This is a genomic window from Comamonas squillarum, from assembly GCF_025309455.1.
In the GTDB taxonomy this organism is placed as follows: Bacteria; Pseudomonadota; Gammaproteobacteria; order Burkholderiales; family Burkholderiaceae_C; genus Comamonas; species Comamonas squillarum.
Genome location: NZ_CP104377.1, coordinates 2891932 through 2905469, shown reverse-complemented (window position 1 = coordinate 2905469; position 13538 = coordinate 2891932). Strand labels below are relative to the sequence as shown.

At 62.1% G+C, this 13538-nt stretch carries 17 protein-coding genes; 12 read left to right on the top strand and 5 right to left on the bottom strand.

Annotated features, from left to right (window positions below; translation table 11 throughout):
• Positions 1-182 precede the first annotated feature (182 nt).
• The 3 genes from N4T19_RS13460 to N4T19_RS13450 form a co-directional block, all read right to left on the bottom strand.
• Positions 183-1463 (bottom strand): aspartate carbamoyltransferase, encoded by a 1281-nt coding sequence (locus tag N4T19_RS13460; protein ID WP_021028302.1) that lies wholly within the window; start codon positions 1461-1463, stop codon positions 183-185.
• A 298-nt stretch (positions 1464-1761) separates the two neighbouring features.
• Positions 1762-2595: a pyrroline-5-carboxylate reductase gene (gene proC / locus N4T19_RS13455; RefSeq protein ID WP_260718264.1), complete on the bottom strand. Its 834-nt coding sequence runs from the start codon at positions 2593-2595 to the stop codon at positions 1762-1764.
• Positions 2596-2733: 138 nt separating this feature from the next.
• The gene (locus N4T19_RS13450) at positions 2734-4008 is read right to left on the bottom strand and encodes an esterase-like activity of phytase family protein (RefSeq protein WP_260718263.1); all 1275 of its coding nucleotides are present in this window, start codon (positions 4006-4008) and stop codon (positions 2734-2736) included.
• A gap of 146 nt (positions 4009-4154) precedes the next feature.
• On the opposite strand from N4T19_RS13450, the gene aqpZ reads away from it, so the two are divergent.
• A complete protein-coding gene (gene aqpZ, locus N4T19_RS13445) occupies positions 4155-4856 on the top strand; it encodes an aquaporin Z (RefSeq protein WP_021028304.1) in 702 nt (233 codons plus the stop codon).
• A 68-nt stretch (positions 4857-4924) separates the two neighbouring features.
• Here aqpZ and glpK read toward each other — a convergent pair whose 3' ends face one another.
• Positions 4925-6418 carry a glycerol kinase GlpK gene (glpK, locus tag N4T19_RS13440; RefSeq protein WP_182343741.1) on the bottom strand — a complete coding sequence of 498 codons (1494 nt, stop codon included), beginning with the start codon at positions 6416-6418 and terminating at the stop codon, positions 4925-4927.
• Positions 6419-6486: 68 nt separating this feature from the next.
• The gene (locus N4T19_RS13435) at positions 6487-7260 is read right to left on the bottom strand and encodes a DeoR/GlpR family DNA-binding transcription regulator (RefSeq protein WP_116926311.1); all 774 of its coding nucleotides are present in this window, start codon (positions 7258-7260) and stop codon (positions 6487-6489) included.
• A gap of 346 nt (positions 7261-7606) precedes the next feature.
• Here N4T19_RS13435 and N4T19_RS13430 point away from each other — a divergent pair, with 346 nt between their 5' ends.
• The 11 genes from N4T19_RS13430 to rplO all read left to right on the top strand — a co-directional run bounded on the left by N4T19_RS13430 (position 7607) and on the right by rplO (position 13525).
• Positions 7607-9205, top strand: a complete 1599-nt coding sequence (locus tag N4T19_RS13430; protein WP_260718262.1) for a glycerol-3-phosphate dehydrogenase/oxidase — start codon at positions 7607-7609, stop codon at positions 9203-9205.
• A 226-nt stretch (positions 9206-9431) separates the two neighbouring features.
• Positions 9432-9800: a 50S ribosomal protein L14 gene (gene rplN / locus N4T19_RS13425; protein WP_027016133.1), complete on the top strand. Its 369-nt coding sequence runs from the start codon at positions 9432-9434 to the stop codon at positions 9798-9800.
• 12 nt (positions 9801-9812) lie between these two features.
• Positions 9813-10130 (top strand): 50S ribosomal protein L24, encoded by a 318-nt coding sequence (gene rplX / locus N4T19_RS13420; RefSeq protein ID WP_021028307.1) that lies wholly within the window; start codon positions 9813-9815, stop codon positions 10128-10130.
• A gap of 10 nt (positions 10131-10140) precedes the next feature.
• Positions 10141-10689, top strand: coding sequence for a 50S ribosomal protein L5 (rplE, locus tag N4T19_RS13415; RefSeq protein ID WP_021028308.1), 549 nt, complete (start codon positions 10141-10143; stop codon positions 10687-10689).
• Positions 10690-10697: 8 nt separating this feature from the next.
• Positions 10698-11003, top strand: a complete 306-nt coding sequence (gene rpsN / locus N4T19_RS13410; RefSeq protein ID WP_021028309.1) for a 30S ribosomal protein S14 — start codon at positions 10698-10700, stop codon at positions 11001-11003.
• Positions 11004-11021: 18 nt separating this feature from the next.
• Positions 11022-11417, top strand: a complete 396-nt coding sequence (gene rpsH / locus N4T19_RS13405) for a 30S ribosomal protein S8 (protein WP_021028310.1) — start codon at positions 11022-11024, stop codon at positions 11415-11417.
• Between the two features lie 26 nt (positions 11418-11443).
• A complete protein-coding gene (gene rplF, locus N4T19_RS13400) occupies positions 11444-11977 on the top strand; it encodes a 50S ribosomal protein L6 (RefSeq protein ID WP_116926313.1) in 534 nt (177 codons plus the stop codon).
• An 11-nt stretch (positions 11978-11988) separates the two neighbouring features.
• Positions 11989-12354 (top strand): 50S ribosomal protein L18, encoded by a 366-nt coding sequence (gene rplR / locus N4T19_RS13395; RefSeq protein ID WP_021028312.1) that lies wholly within the window; start codon positions 11989-11991, stop codon positions 12352-12354.
• Between the two features lie 15 nt (positions 12355-12369).
• Positions 12370-12888 (top strand): 30S ribosomal protein S5, encoded by a 519-nt coding sequence (gene rpsE, locus N4T19_RS13390; protein WP_027011217.1) that lies wholly within the window; start codon positions 12370-12372, stop codon positions 12886-12888.
• 11 nt (positions 12889-12899) lie between these two features.
• The gene (gene rpmD, locus N4T19_RS13385; protein WP_021028314.1) at positions 12900-13082 is read left to right on the top strand and encodes a 50S ribosomal protein L30; all 183 of its coding nucleotides are present in this window, start codon (positions 12900-12902) and stop codon (positions 13080-13082) included.
• A gap of 11 nt (positions 13083-13093) precedes the next feature.
• The gene (rplO, locus tag N4T19_RS13380; RefSeq protein WP_027011218.1) at positions 13094-13525 is read left to right on the top strand and encodes a 50S ribosomal protein L15; all 432 of its coding nucleotides are present in this window, start codon (positions 13094-13096) and stop codon (positions 13523-13525) included.
• The last annotated feature ends 13 nt before the right edge of the window (positions 13526-13538 follow it).

Below are 13538 nucleotides of genomic sequence, written 5' to 3'. Positions count from 1 at the left end.
TTTTTCATGCCGGGCTGAGCGTAGTGGAGAGACGAAAAATGCACTACACGCAGACAAAAAAGCGGCCATCGATAGATGGCCGCTAACACTGGAGTCGCAGGAAAAAAACGTTAATTCTTTCGAAGCAAGTAGTGGGCGCTTCGAAAAAATGTCTCAAATCATGGTGTTGTGTAAGGCAGAGTTTAATCCAAAGTATCAAACACTGCATCATCCGGGCCTACAAAAGCCGGAGAACGCCAGGTGACATCGCGCAAATTGCGGGCAATCTGGCTCTCGACACCCATCAAAACGGCAAACAAAGCCATGCGCACAGGGATGCCATTGTCGGTCTGGCGGAAGATGGCCAGGCGCGGGTCCAGGTTCAGATCGGTGGACAGATCGTTGGCGCCGGCGCGGGCATCGCGCGGCAGCGGGTGCATGATGATGGTGTCGGGCTTGCAGACCGCATCGACCAGCGATTTCTGCACCTGGAACTCGGGCGTATAGCCCTCGATGTTCTCACCGGCAAAGCGCTCTTTCTGGATGCGCGTGGCGTAGACCACATCGGCGCCCTTGAGGTCTTGCAGCGAGGTCGAGACCTCCACCACATGGCCATTGGTCGAGGCCAGCTCGATCAGGTAGGCGGGCATCTCCAGCGAGCTGGGCGAGATCAGCGTGAACTTCATGCCCTTGTACAGCGACAGCAGGCGGATCAGCGAATGCACGGTGCGGCCGTACTTCAGATCGCCCACCATCGCGATATGGGCGCCATCCATCAGCTTGCCCAGGCGCGAGAACTCACGCTGGATGGTGTACATGTCCAAGATCGCCTGGCTGGGGTGCTCGCCGGGGCCGTCGCCGGCATTGATCACAGGGATGTTCGTCGCGCGTGCGAACTCGGCCACCGAGCCTTGCTCGGGGTGGCGGATGACGAGCGCATCGACATAGCCGGCCATCACGCGGCTGGTGTCATAGATGGATTCGCCCTTGGCCATCGACGAGAAGGTAAAGCCGGTGGTGTCGCAGACCGAGCCGCCCAGGCGGCTGAAGGCGGCGCCAAAGCTCACGCGGGTGCGGGTGCTGGCTTCAAAGAACAGGCTGCCCATGACGGCGCCTTCGAGCACGCGGCAGACCTTGTGGCGGCGCGCAATGGGCTGCATCACATCGGCGATGCGGAACAATTCTTCCAGGCTTTCGCGCTCGAGCTGGGCCACCGACAGCAGCTGTGGCCGGCCATCGGCCGACATGCGCTCGGCCAGCGGGCGGTGGTGCTTCTGGGCGTCGTGTCCCTCGGCTTCGCGAAACAGGATCTCGGAGACAAACTTCTGCGCCATATCTGGCATGGCGCGGGCTTCGCCCGAGGCCTCGGGCAACAGCCAGGTGTCCAAGGTGCGGCGGCGCACGCCCAGGCGCTCGGCAAAAGCGTCGCGCGTCAAGTTCAAACGGCGCATTGCGTCGCGAAGAAAATCCTGTTGGCTGTCCATGACCTGGCTCCGTGCAAAGGTGTGAATGCGGCCGGATTATACGCTTTGCGTTTGACTTCTGTGTGAAATATACGCAATGCGTTGCTGCATTTCTGCAAAGTTGCTGGCGCGGTGGGGCGCACCGGTATTTGGCTGGAGACTGCCGCTGCAGGAGTTTGAGAGTCTGTTCTCCTCGGACCGCGACAGTGTCTTTGCGGGATGGGATGCTAGGCGCAGTGCGCAGCCAATAGCCAGCTATTGGCAAGCGCTGCAACAACGCAGACCGCCCCTGCCCGGGCGGCCGAAAAGGCGCTGGCTCTTAGCCGCCGAACTCGTCGCCTAGGGCCTTGGCGCGGCGCTCGGCGGCATGCATGGCGCCGATGAAGCGGGCCGCGATATCGGCAGCCCGCATGTGCTCCAGCGCAGCAAAGGTGGTGCCGCCCTTGCTGGTGACGCGCTCACGCAGCACAGAAGGGGCTTCGCCCGACTGCGCAGCCAGGGCCGATGCGCCGCTGAAGGTGCCAATGGCCAGCTGCAGCGCCTGCTCGGCGGGCAGACCCATCTCCACACCGGCTTGCTGCATGGCTTCGAGAAAATAGAACACATACGCAGGGCCCGATCCCGACAGGGCGGTGACCGCGTCGAGCTGCGACTCCTGCTGCACCCAGACCAGCTGACCGGTGGTGGTGATGATCTGCTCGGCCAGCTGCTGCTGGGCAGCACTCACCTGCGGGCGCGCAAACAGCCCCGTCATGCCCTGGCCGACGAGGGCCGGCGTATTGGGCATGGCGCGCACGATCTGGTCATTGCCCAGCCACTGGGCAATGCTGTCGCTGCGGATGCCGGCGGCCACGCTCAGGTGCAGCGCATGGCGGCTGTGGTCGGCGACCGCGGCAGCGGCCTGGGCAAAGGTTTGCGGCTTGACGGCCCAGACAACGACCTGGGCCTGCGCCAGGCTGCTGTCAGCGGCGGGCAGCGCGTTGATGCCAAATTGCTGCTGCAGCACTTGGCGCTGGGGCTCGTAGGGCTCGACCACCTGGATGCGGTCTTGGGGCAGGCCCTGGCGGATCAGGCCGCCGATGATGGCGCTGGCCATGTTGCCGCCGCCGATAAAGGCGATGGCGGGAAATTGGGACAGATCGGTAGTGGACATGGCGGCAGGTGCAAACAAAGAGAAAAGGGGGCAAAACCAGCGCGTGCTGCTGTGGCTGCCACTATAGCGGCGGCCTGCGCAAAGCTCAAACCGCTGGCGCGGCAAGCCATGCGGGGCGCACAGGTTTTGCTATCAATTTCAATTGCGATGCGATTGGCCGGCGTGGCCGGATGTATTGCCCGATGCGCTGGCGCAGGCCGGTGTCTCGACCAGCGCCAAAAACTGCGTGACCTGGGCCGGGTTGAAGTTGTTGTCGCTGACCAGCAGCAGCACGCGCTCGCCGCTGGCCAGGCGCGGGCCCCAGGTCATGCCTTCGAGGTTGTCCACGGTGCGCAGGCCCAGTTGCGCAAAATCCAGCAGCAACTCCTTGTGGGCGGGGGTGTATGCCGCGTCCTGCAGCGCATCGATGGCCAAGGTGTCGCTGGCCTCCTGGGTGTTGATGCGGTAGACGCGTGCAGAAAAGCCTGCGCCCAGCACATAGGCGCGCTCGAGCACCAGCAGGTGGTCGGGTCCATCGGCCAGGACCTCGCTGACGCCATTGATGGCAATGAGCGGCAGCAGCAGGTTGTCCTTGGGTAGCGCGTCGGGGATGTAGGCGATCTGGCGCACAGGCTGCTGGCTGGCCAGGTCATACTGGGTGATGCGCAGCGGCCCGCCAATCTGGCCCCGGCGCGGCAGCGGGCCGTCCTGGCGCAAGGCGCCTTCCATGGCCAACCACAGGCTGCGCTGGTCGTCGCTGATCGCGATGCCCTCCAAGGTCATATTGTTGCGCGGGCCCCGGCCGGTTGCGAGCTGCAGCGGGCCTTGCAGCAGCGCGGGCAGGGGCCAGGTTTTTTGCCAACTGCCATCGAGCCCGGCTTGCTGCAACGCGGGGCCAAAGCCGCGTGCAAAGTCGCCTTCGCTGCTCCAGACCACGCTGCGCCCGCCGGGCAGCAGCCGCAGCGCTTCGGGGTCGGGCACGGCCGTGTCCGCTGCCGCCGTGCGGCTGCTGGGGTAGGGCGTGCCTGACGGTGTCTGCAGGTACTGCTGGCCGGTGATGCTGACCTGCTGCAGGCCGCTGGCGTTGTAGCGGATGCGGGCCTGGTACCAGCGGGCGCTGTCCTTGGCCGAGCGGTCGTCACTCACCAGGTAATAGCTGTCATCGGCAGGGTTGTAATCGATGGACGAGAGCCCGCTGATGGGCGTGCCGGCCCAGCTGGTATCGAGCGGCCAACGCTGCTCGCCGAGCAGTTGCCAGGCTGGGCTGCCGGCGGCATGGCAGGCGAGGGTGGCGGCAGGCTTGGGAGTAGGCAGTGAAGCCGGTTCTTGTGCAGGCTCCGGAGAGGTCTTGCAGCCCGCCAAAAGCAGCGCAACGGAGAGCGACAGCGCGTTGAGTAGGCCAAACGAATAATGTATTTGAATATTGATTTTCATAGCATTTTCGGCAAGTGTAGCGCGCTTGTTGCACCGGCAATTGTTGACATTTTCAAACGCCGCTCGCTCCTTATCATCTCGGCTACTAGGGCCCGCCTGTGTGTGCGTTGCATGCCGCGGGTCTGACTGATGAAGGGGTAAGAGAGATGACATCCAACCTGCAAAAATGGTCGGCGGAATGCCTGGGTACGTTCTGGCTGACGTTTGGCGGCTGTGGCAGCGCGGTGCTGGCTGCGGCCTTTCCGGAAGTGGGGATTGGCCTCCTGGGTGTGTCCCTGGCCTTTGGCCTGACGGTGCTGACCGGCGCCTATGCCTTTGGCCCGATCTCGGGCGGCCATTTCAACCCGGCCGTCTCGGTCGGCTTGACGGTGGCCGGGCGCTTCAAGGCCTCGGACCTGCCGGGCTACATCATTGCCCAGGTGCTGGGTGCGATTGTGGCGGCCGGCCTGCTATACCTGATTGCCAGCGGCAAGGCAGGCGCGCAGGTCACGGACCTGGCCACCAATGGCTTTGGTGAGCATTCGCCAGGCAAGTTCTCGATGCTGGCGGCGCTGCTGACCGAGGTGGTGCTGACCGCGGTCTTCCTGCTGGTGATCCTGGGCTCGACCACGAAGAAGGCGGCCGTGGGCTTTGCCGGCATGAGCATTGGCCTGTGCCTGACCTTGATCCACCTGATCTCGATCCCCGTGACCAATACCTCGGTGAATCCTGCACGCAGCACCGGTCCTGCGCTGTTTGGCCCCGCCATTGCGTTGGAGCAGCTGTGGCTGTTCTGGCTGGCGCCGATTGTGGGTGCCGTGATCGGTGCGCTGATCCACCGCGCCTTGCTGCGTGGCGACGAGGAATAAGCGGATCCCATTGAAGGCATAGACAACAACAGGGGCTGCGGCCCCTGTTCTCGTTTGGGAAAAGTCGCTTAGCGCGCCATCGTCTGGCGCACCGCCTGCTCCCAGCGCGCCATCAGCGCATCAGCACGCGCCTTGTCCTGTGTGGGTGTAAAGCGGCGCTCGGCCTTCCACAGCGCCGACAGCTCTTCGCTGCTGTGGTAGATGCCCGTGGTCAGGCCTGCCAGGTAGGCAGCGCCCAAGGCGGTGGTCTCCACGCAGGCCGGGCGCACCACCGGAATGCCCAGCAAATCGGCCTGGAACTGCATCAGCAGGTTGTTGACACTGGCGCCGCCATCCACGCGCAATTCCGTCACCGGCTGGCCACCGTTGGCGACGGCATCGAGGCTCATGGCCTGCAGCAGCGCGGCGCTTTGGTAGGCAATGGATTCCAGCGCAGCCCGCGCAATATGGGCCACCGTGGTGCCCCGCGTCAGGCCGGTGATGGTGCCCCGGGCATCGGCATCCCAGTAGGGCGCGCCCAGGCCGGTGAAGGCGGGCACCATCATCACGCCGCCGCTGTCGGGCACGCTCTCGGCCAACTGCTGCACCTGGCCGCTGTGTTCAATGGCGCGCAGGCCATCGCGCAGCCACTGCACGACGGCGCCGCCGACAAAGACGCTGCCTTCGAGCGCATACTGCGGGGTGGTGTCGGTCTGCGCGGCGCTGGTGGTCAGCAGGCCATTGCGTGAGGGGTGGAACTGCGCTCCGGTGTGCATCAGCATGAAGCAGCCGGTGCCGTAGGTGTTCTTGGCCATGCCCGGCGCAAAGCAGGCCTGGCCAAACAGCGCGCTTTGCTGGTCGCCGGCCATGCCGCCGATGTGGATGGCAGCGCCCAGCACCTGCGCGGCGGTATCGCCAAAATGGCTGGCCGAGGGCTGCACCTCGGGCATCAGCGAGCGCGGGATGTTCAGCAGGTCCAGCAGTTCCTGGTCCCAGGTATTGCTGTGCACGTTGAACAGCATGGTGCGGCTGGCATTGCTCACATCGGTGACATGGCGCTGGCCCTGGGTCAGCTGCCAGACCAGCCAGGTATCGACCGTGCCAAAGGCCAGTTCACCGCGCTCGGCAGCGGCGCGTGCGCCCGGCACATGGTCGAGCAGCCACTGCAGCTTGGTGCCCGAGAAATAGGCATCGACCAGCAGGCCTGTTTTTTCCTGGATCAGCGTGGCATGGCCGTCGGCGCGCAGCTGGGCGCAGACGGGCTCGGCGCGGCGGTCCTGCCAGACCAGCGCGTTGTGGATGGGTTGGCCGGTCTTGCGGTTCCAGACGATGGTGGTCTCGCGCTGGTTGGTGATGCCCAGGCTGGTGACCTGGCTGGCGCTGATGCCGGCGGTAGTCAAAGCCTCCTGCGCCGTGGCCAACTGCGTGCCCCAGATCTGCATTGGGTCGTGTTCCACATGGCCGGGGCGGGGATAGATTTGCGGCAGCTCGCGCTGCGCCTGGGCCACGATGGCGCCCTGGCGGTCAAACACAATGGTGCGGGAGCTGGAGGTGCCCTGGTCCAGAGCGAGCAGATAGGTCATGTCTCAAGGCCGGTCTGAGCCGGTATTTCAATCAAATCAACAAAGGGCAGGCGGGCTGTACCCGGCTGTCAAGCGACGGTGCAGTGCACATGGGCTTCCTGCAGCAGCCGGGGGAAGGGGTCGGGCGGCGGGGCATCGGTAAACAGCCGGTCAATGCGCGAGAGCGGGCCCACCTCGACCATCGCCGGGCGGCCAAACTTGCTGTGGTCGGCCGCCATCCAGACCTCGCGTGCCTGGTCCATGATGGTCTGGGCCACTTTCACTTCGCGGAAGTCATAGTCGCGCAGGCTGCCGTCTGATTCAATGCCGGAAATACCGATGAGCGCAATATCGACGCGGAACTGGCGGATGAAGTCCACCGCAGCCTCGCCGATGATGCCCCGGTCGCGGCCGCGCACCACGCCGCCGGCGACGATCACTTCGCAATCCGCATTGCTGCTCAAGGTGGCGGCCACATTGAGGTTGTTGGTGATGATGCGCAGCCCCCGGTGCTGCATCAGCGCGCGGGCAATCGCCTCGGTCGTGGTGCCGATGTTCAGGATCAGCGAGCAGTTGTGTGGCACCTGGGCGGCCACGGCCTGGGCAATGCGGGTCTTGCCGTCGGCATTGAGCGCTTCGCGCTGCTGGTGGGCGAGATTTTCTGTGGTGGAGTTGGGCACGCGCACGCCGCCATGAAAGCGCGTGAGCACCCCGGCTTCGGACAGCCGCTGCACATCGCGGCGCACGGTCTGCAGCGTCACACCCAGGAAGGCGGCCAGCTCCTCGACGGTGGCCGAGCTGCGGCGCTGCACCTCTTGCAAGAGCAGCAGTTGGCGAGGGTTGCTGTTGTAGAGCTCCGTCATGGCGTGGATCTGAAACGAATGAAAACGAAAACTCCCGCCAATATAGTGCAAAACGCAACAGTGCAGCAGGCAGGAGGTGGCGTGCCGCACCGGGCGGTCCCCGCATCAGCCATGGCTGGCGGGTGGTTTTGTCATCAGATTGGCATGCCAGGCTGGCATGCTGCGCCGCTGAGATCTTGGGCTTCGCCAACGGCAAATTTGCCAATAACGAACAAAAAAGATCAAAAACGAATAAAATTTAGAGACAAAAGCGCAAAAGCGAATCTCGCTTCCAGGCTTTGGCACTTTGCGGCGATCCTGGCCAGGCCGGCGCGCCGCAACCCTCAGACCTTTCTTTCTACTTCGCATGTCCACTGCTGCTGCACCGCTGTCTGTTCACCGTACTGATTTGCTGGCCCGCCTGGGCGCCACGCCGGTATTTGATCTGGTGGTGGTCGGGGGCGGGGCCACGGGCCTGGGCGTGGCGCTCGATGCGGCCGCGCGCGGCTTCAAGGTGGCGCTGCTCGAAGCGATGGACTTTGCCAAGGGCACCTCGTCGCGCGCCACCAAGCTGGTGCATGGCGGCGTGCGCTATCTGGCGCAGGGCAATATTTCGCTGGTGCGCGAGGCTCTGCATGAGCGCACCACCTTGCTCAACAACGCGCCGCATATCGCCCAGCCGCTGGCCTTTGTGATGCCGTCCTACAAGATGCTGGACACGCCGTTCTATGGCATCGGCCTCAAGATGTACGACGCGCTGGCGGGCAAGGCGGGTCTGGGCTCGACACAGTTTCTCTCGGCTGGCGCCACGCGCCGGCTGCTGCCCACGGTGCAAGACAAGGGTTTGAAGGGCGGCGTCAAATACTGGGATGGCCAGTTCGACGACGCCCGCCTGGCGATTGCGCTGGCCCGCACGGCCGCTGCCAAGGGGGCCTTGCTGGTCAACTACTGCCCGGTGACGGAGCTGATCCAGGAGGAGGGCCGGGTCGCAGGCGTGGTCTGCAAGGATGCCGAGTCTGGCCAGCGCTACACGGTGCGTGCGCGCTGCGTGGTCAACGCCACGGGCCCCTGGGTGGACCACCTGCGCCAGCAGGATGCCGAGATGATGGGCAAGCCCGTCAAGCCCATGGTGGCGCCCAGCCAGGGCGTGCACCTGGTGGTGGACCGCGATTTCCTGCCCTCGGACCATGCCCTGCTCGTGCCCAAGACGGTCGACGGCCGGGTGCTGTTTGCGGTGCCATGGCTGGGCAAGGTGATTCTGGGCACGACCGACACCCCGCGCCATGACCTGGCGCGCGAGCCCCGTCCGTTTGAGGAAGAGCTGAACTTCATCCTGAGCGAGGCGGGCAAGTACCTCAGCCGCGCCCCCACGATGGCCGATGTGCGCAGCATGTGGGCCGGGCTGCGTCCGCTGGTCAAGCCGCAAGACGACGATGGCGAAAACACCAAGGGTATCAGCCGTGAGCACACGGTGCTGACCAGCAAGTCCGGCATGGTGACGGTGACCGGCGGAAAGTGGACCACCTACCGCGCGATGGCCGAGGACGTGCTCAATGCCTGCTTCGATGCCCAGCGCCTGCCGCGCAAGCCCGGTGGCGTGACCGTGAAGCTGCCGCTGGTGGGTACGCCCGCATCGGGCCGCGCCCAGCACAGCATGCACATGGCCCAAGGCATGCACTCCTATGGCAGCGAGGCTGAGTTTGTGGCCACCTTGCCAGGCGCCGACGTCTGGCTGGCCAATGGCCTGAGCGAAGCCATGGTGCGTTTTGCTGCGCGCTATGAATATGCGCGCACTGTCGAAGACGTGCTCGCCCGCCGCAGCCGCCTGCTCTTCTTGGATGCCCGCCTGGCCGCCAAGCTGGCCCCGCGCGTGGCCGAGATCTTGCAGGAAGAATTGGGGTCGGATACGGCTCTGACCGCTTTCCTGGTGCTGGCGCAGCAGTACGCCGGCGAAAAAGTGGCGTAAAAATACAAATTTACCGCTGGTTTGGGTGCGCGCCCTTGACGAGGTGTGCTAGCTCTGACACAATAGAGGGCTTCGCGTTTAATGCGCGAGGTTTCTGCCCAGGAGAAGCATCGTAAATGGTTGCGGTGTGGACGACGGGCCCAAGACTGACTGGCTGCTTGGCTGTCCATGAGGATTAATTCTTATTGGGCTGTCTGGTCTGCTGGTGCAAGTTGGGAATATTGAAATGATCCAGACAGAATCTCGACTCGAGGTTGCCGACAATACCGGCGCGAAGTCTGTCCAGTGCATCAAAGTGCTGGGTGGTTCGCACCGTCGCTATGCGAGCGTTGGTGACATTATCAAGGTGAGCGTGAAAGAAGCTGCTCCACGTGGCCGCGTCAAAAAAGGCGAGGTTTACAGTGCTGTGGTGGTGCGTACCGCAAAGGGTATTCGCCGTGCTGACGGTTCGCTCGTCAAATTCGATGGCAACGCTGCTGTGTTGCTCAACGCCAAGCTGGAGCCTATCGGCACCCGCATCTTTGGCCCCGTGACCCGTGAACTGCGTACCGAAAAGTTCATGAAGATCGTGTCGCTGGCCCCCGAAGTTCTCTAAAGGAATAGCACTATGAACAAGATTCGCAAGGGCGACGAAGTTATCGTGCTGACCGGCCGTGACAAGGGCAAGCGTGGCACCGTGACCCTGCGTGCGGACGACTCCCACCTGGTGATCGAAGGCATCAACATGGTGAAGAAGCACGTCAAGCCAAACCCCATGAAGGGCACCAACGGCGGTATCGTGGAAAAGGCTATGCCTATCCACCAATCCAACGTGGCTATCTTCAATGCGGCAACCGGCAAGGCTGATCGCGTGGGCATCAAGGTGAACGCCGACGGCGCACGTGTTCGCGTGTTCAAGTCCAATGGCGCTGAAATCGCAGCCTAAGGAGTAAGACATGGCAAACGTTGCACGACTGCAAAAACAATTCCGTGAGCAAATCGCTCCCGAACTGATGAAGAAGTTCGGCTACACCTCCTCGATGGAAGTGCCTCGCCTGACGAAGATCACCCTGAACATGGGTGTGAGCGAAGCCGTCTCCGACAAGAAGGTGATGGACAACGCCGTGGCTGACCTGACCAAGATTGCTGGTCAAAAGCCTGTGGTGACCAAGGCCAAGAAGGCTATCGCTGGTTTCAAGATCCGCGAAGGCCAAGCTATCGGCTGCATGGTGACCCTGCGTGGCGTTCAGATGTATGAATTCCTGGACCGTTTCGTCACCGTGGCTCTGCCCCGCGTGCGTGACTTCCGTGGTATTTCTGGCCGCGCCTTTGATGGCCGTGGCAACTACAACATCGGCGTCAAAGAACAAATCATCTTCCCTGAAATTGAGTACGACAAAGTCGACGCACTGCGTGGTCTCAATATCAGCATTACGACGACTGCGAAGAATGACGACGAGTGCAAGGCACTGTTGCAGGCTTTCCGCTTCCCGTTCAAGAACTGAGGTGATGCATGGCTAAACAAGCACTGATCCAACGCGAACTGAAGCGTGAAAAGCTGGCTGCCAAGTACGCAGCCAAGTATGCAGAACTGAAGGCCATCGCCGGCGACGCCAAGCGTTCCGACGAAGAGCGTGATGCAGCCCGTCTGGGCCTGCAAAAGCTGCCTCGCAATGCAAACCCCACTCGTCAACGTGCACGTTGCGAAATCACGGGTCGTCCCCGTGGCACTTTCCGTCAATTCGGTCTGGGCCGCGCCAAGATTCGTGAACTGGCATTCGTCGGCGCCATCCCAGGCGTGACCAAGGCCAGCTGGTAAGCAGTCAGGAGATTAAACATGAGCATGAGTGATCCAATCGCTGACTTGCTGACCCGTATCCGTAACGCACAAATGGTGTCCAAAGCCACCGTGCTGGTTCCTTCCTCCAAAGTGAAGGTTGCCATCGCACAGGTTTTGAAGGACGAGGGTTACATCGATGGCTTCGAAGTGAAGACCGAAGATGGCAAGTCTGAACTCGCAATTACCTTGAAGTACTACGCTGGTCGTCCAGTGATCGAGCGTATCGAGCGCGTGAGCCGTCCTGGCCTGCGTGTGTACAAGGGCTGCACTGCAATTCCTCAAGTCCAAAACGGCCTGGGTGTTGCAATCGTGACCACGCCTAAGGGTGTGATGACCGATCGTAAAGCGCGCGCTGCCGGTGTCGGCGGTGAAGTGCTTTGCTATGTGGCTTAACGCGGCATTGAAGGAGAAATACTGACATGTCCCGTGTAGCAAAAATGCCTGTGAGCATCCCCCAAGGTGTGGATGTCTCCATCAAGGAAGACCAAATCAGCGTCAAGGGCGCAGGCGGCACGCTGCTGCTGACCCCCAACGCCCTGGTCAAGGTTTCCAACAACGACGGTAAGCTGGCTTTCGAGCCGGTGAATGACTCCCGTGAAGCCAATGCCATGAGCGGCACCATGCGTCAGCTGGTGAACAACATGGTGGTTGGTGTGAGCAAGGGCTTCGAGAAGAAGCTGTCTCTCGTCGGCGTGGGTTACAAGGCCGCTGCCTCTGGCAGCAAGCTGAACCTGAGCGTTGGTTATTCCCACCCAGTCAACTTTGAAATGCCTGCCGGCATCTCCGTGGCCACCCCTACCCCTACGGAAGTGGTGATCAAGGGTGCTGACCGCCAACGCGTGGGTCAGCTGGCAGCCGAGATTCGTGCCGTTCGTCCTCCCGAGCCTTACAAGGGCAAGGGCATCCGTTATGCGGATGAGAAGGTCACGATCAAAGAGACTAAGAAGAAATAAGGAGCTGCATCATGTTGAACAAGAAACAGCAGCGTCTTCGTCGTTCCCTGCAAACCCGTATCCGCATTGCCAACCAAGGCGTTGCGCGTTTGACGGTGAACCGTACGAACCTCCATATCTATGCCACGATCATTTCCGGCGACGGCACCAAGGTGATTGCAACCGCATCTACGGCAGAAGCCGAAGTGCGCAGCAACCTGGGCGCAGCTGGCAAGGGTGGCAACACCGCCGCAGCTACTCTCATCGGCAAGCGCATCGCTGAAAAGGCGAAGGCAGCTGGCGTTGAGAAGGTTGCATTCGACCGTGCAGGTTTTGCCTACCACGGCCGCGTCAAGGCTCTGGCTGATGCAGCCCGCGAAGCCGGCCTGCAGTTCTAAGCGGAGTGGATAGAAATGGCTAAATTTTCCCCCAAGGTGCAAGACCAGGCGAATGACGACGGTTTGCGCGAAAAAATGATCGCGGTCAACCGCGTCACCAAGGTTGTGAAGGGTGGTCGTATTCTCGGCTTCGCTGCACTGACCGTGGTTGGCGATGGTGACGGCCGTGTTGGCATGGGCAAGGGCAAGTCCAAGGAAGTGCCTGCTGCCGTGCAGAAGGCTATGGAAGAAGCCCGTCGCAACATGATCAAGGTTTCGTTGAAGAACGGCACCCTGCATCACAAAGTGATGGGTCACCATGGCGCTGCCAACGTGATGTTGGCTCCTGCCCCCAAGGGTACCGGTATCATCGCCGGCGGCCCCATGCGCGCCGTCTTCGAAGTTCTGGGTATCACCGATATCGTGGCCAAGAGCCATGGTTCGTCGAATCCCTACAACATGGTTCGCGCCACTTTCGACGCTTTGAACAACTCCACGACCCCTGCGGAAGTGGCTGCAAAGCGTGGCAAGTCGGTTGAAGACCTGTTCGTCTGATCGGAGTCACTATGACAACGCAACAAACTGTGAAGGTCCAACTGGTGCGTAGCCCGATTGGTACCAAAGAAGACCACCGCGCCACCGTGCGTGGTCTGGGTCTGCGCAAGCTGAACAGCATCAGCGAACTGAAGGACACCCCCGAAGTGCGCGGTATGATTAACAAGATCGCCTACCTGGTGAAGGTTCTCTGAAAGGATTGATGATGGAACTCAATAGCATCAAGCCTGCAGCAGGTGCCAAGCACGCCAAGCGTCGCGTGGGTCGCGGTATCGGTTCGGGTCTGGGTAAGACCGCCGGCCGTGGTCACAAGGGTCAAAAGTCGCGTTCGGGTGGCTACCATAAGGTAGGCTTCGAAGGCGGTCAAATGCCTTTGCAGCGTCGCCTGCCCAAGCGCGGTTTCAAGTCCACCACGTTGAAGTTCAACGCCGAAGTCTCCCTGGCCGCTCTCGAGCTGCTGGGCGCTGCGGATGTGGATCTGGCAGTGCTCAAGCAAGCCGGTCTGGTTGGCCAACGCGCCAAGGTCGTCAAGGTGATCAACACCGGTGCTCTGTCCAAGGCTGTCAAGCTGAACGGCATCGGCGCCACCGCTGGTGCCAAGGCTGCGATCGAAGCTGCTGGCGGTAGCGTCGCCTAACCCTTTCTGAAAG

Coding starts and splice junctions, on each gene's coding strand:
- N4T19_RS13430 (WP_260718262.1), top strand. CDS start 7,607: ATGTCCACTGCTGCTGCACCGCTGTCTGTTCACCGTACTGATTTGCTG.
- rplX (WP_021028307.1), top strand. CDS start 9,813: ATGAACAAGATTCGCAAGGGCGACGAAGTTATCGTGCTGACCGGCCGT.
- rplR (WP_021028312.1), top strand. CDS start 11,989: ATGTTGAACAAGAAACAGCAGCGTCTTCGTCGTTCCCTGCAAACCCGT.
- rpsH (WP_021028310.1), top strand. CDS start 11,022: ATGAGCATGAGTGATCCAATCGCTGACTTGCTGACCCGTATCCGTAAC.
- glpK (WP_182343741.1), bottom strand. CDS start 6,418: ATGACCTATCTGCTCGCTCTGGACCAGGGCACCTCCAGCTCCCGCACC.
- N4T19_RS13460 (WP_021028302.1), bottom strand. CDS start 1,463: ATGGACAGCCAACAGGATTTTCTTCGCGACGCAATGCGCCGTTTGAAC.
- N4T19_RS13435 (WP_116926311.1), bottom strand. CDS start 7,260: ATGACGGAGCTCTACAACAGCAACCCTCGCCAACTGCTGCTCTTGCAA.
- proC (WP_260718264.1), bottom strand. CDS start 2,595: ATGTCCACTACCGATCTGTCCCAATTTCCCGCCATCGCCTTTATCGGC.
- rplN (WP_027016133.1), top strand. CDS start 9,432: ATGATCCAGACAGAATCTCGACTCGAGGTTGCCGACAATACCGGCGCG.
- rplO (WP_027011218.1), top strand. CDS start 13,094: ATGGAACTCAATAGCATCAAGCCTGCAGCAGGTGCCAAGCACGCCAAG.
- rpsN (WP_021028309.1), top strand. CDS start 10,698: ATGGCTAAACAAGCACTGATCCAACGCGAACTGAAGCGTGAAAAGCTG.
- rpmD (WP_021028314.1), top strand. CDS start 12,900: ATGACAACGCAACAAACTGTGAAGGTCCAACTGGTGCGTAGCCCGATT.
- rpsE (WP_027011217.1), top strand. CDS start 12,370: ATGGCTAAATTTTCCCCCAAGGTGCAAGACCAGGCGAATGACGACGGT.
- rplF (WP_116926313.1), top strand. CDS start 11,444: ATGTCCCGTGTAGCAAAAATGCCTGTGAGCATCCCCCAAGGTGTGGAT.
- rplE (WP_021028308.1), top strand. CDS start 10,141: ATGGCAAACGTTGCACGACTGCAAAAACAATTCCGTGAGCAAATCGCT.
- aqpZ (WP_021028304.1), top strand. CDS start 4,155: ATGACATCCAACCTGCAAAAATGGTCGGCGGAATGCCTGGGTACGTTC.
- N4T19_RS13450 (WP_260718263.1), bottom strand. CDS start 4,008: ATGAAAATCAATATTCAAATACATTATTCGTTTGGCCTACTCAACGCG.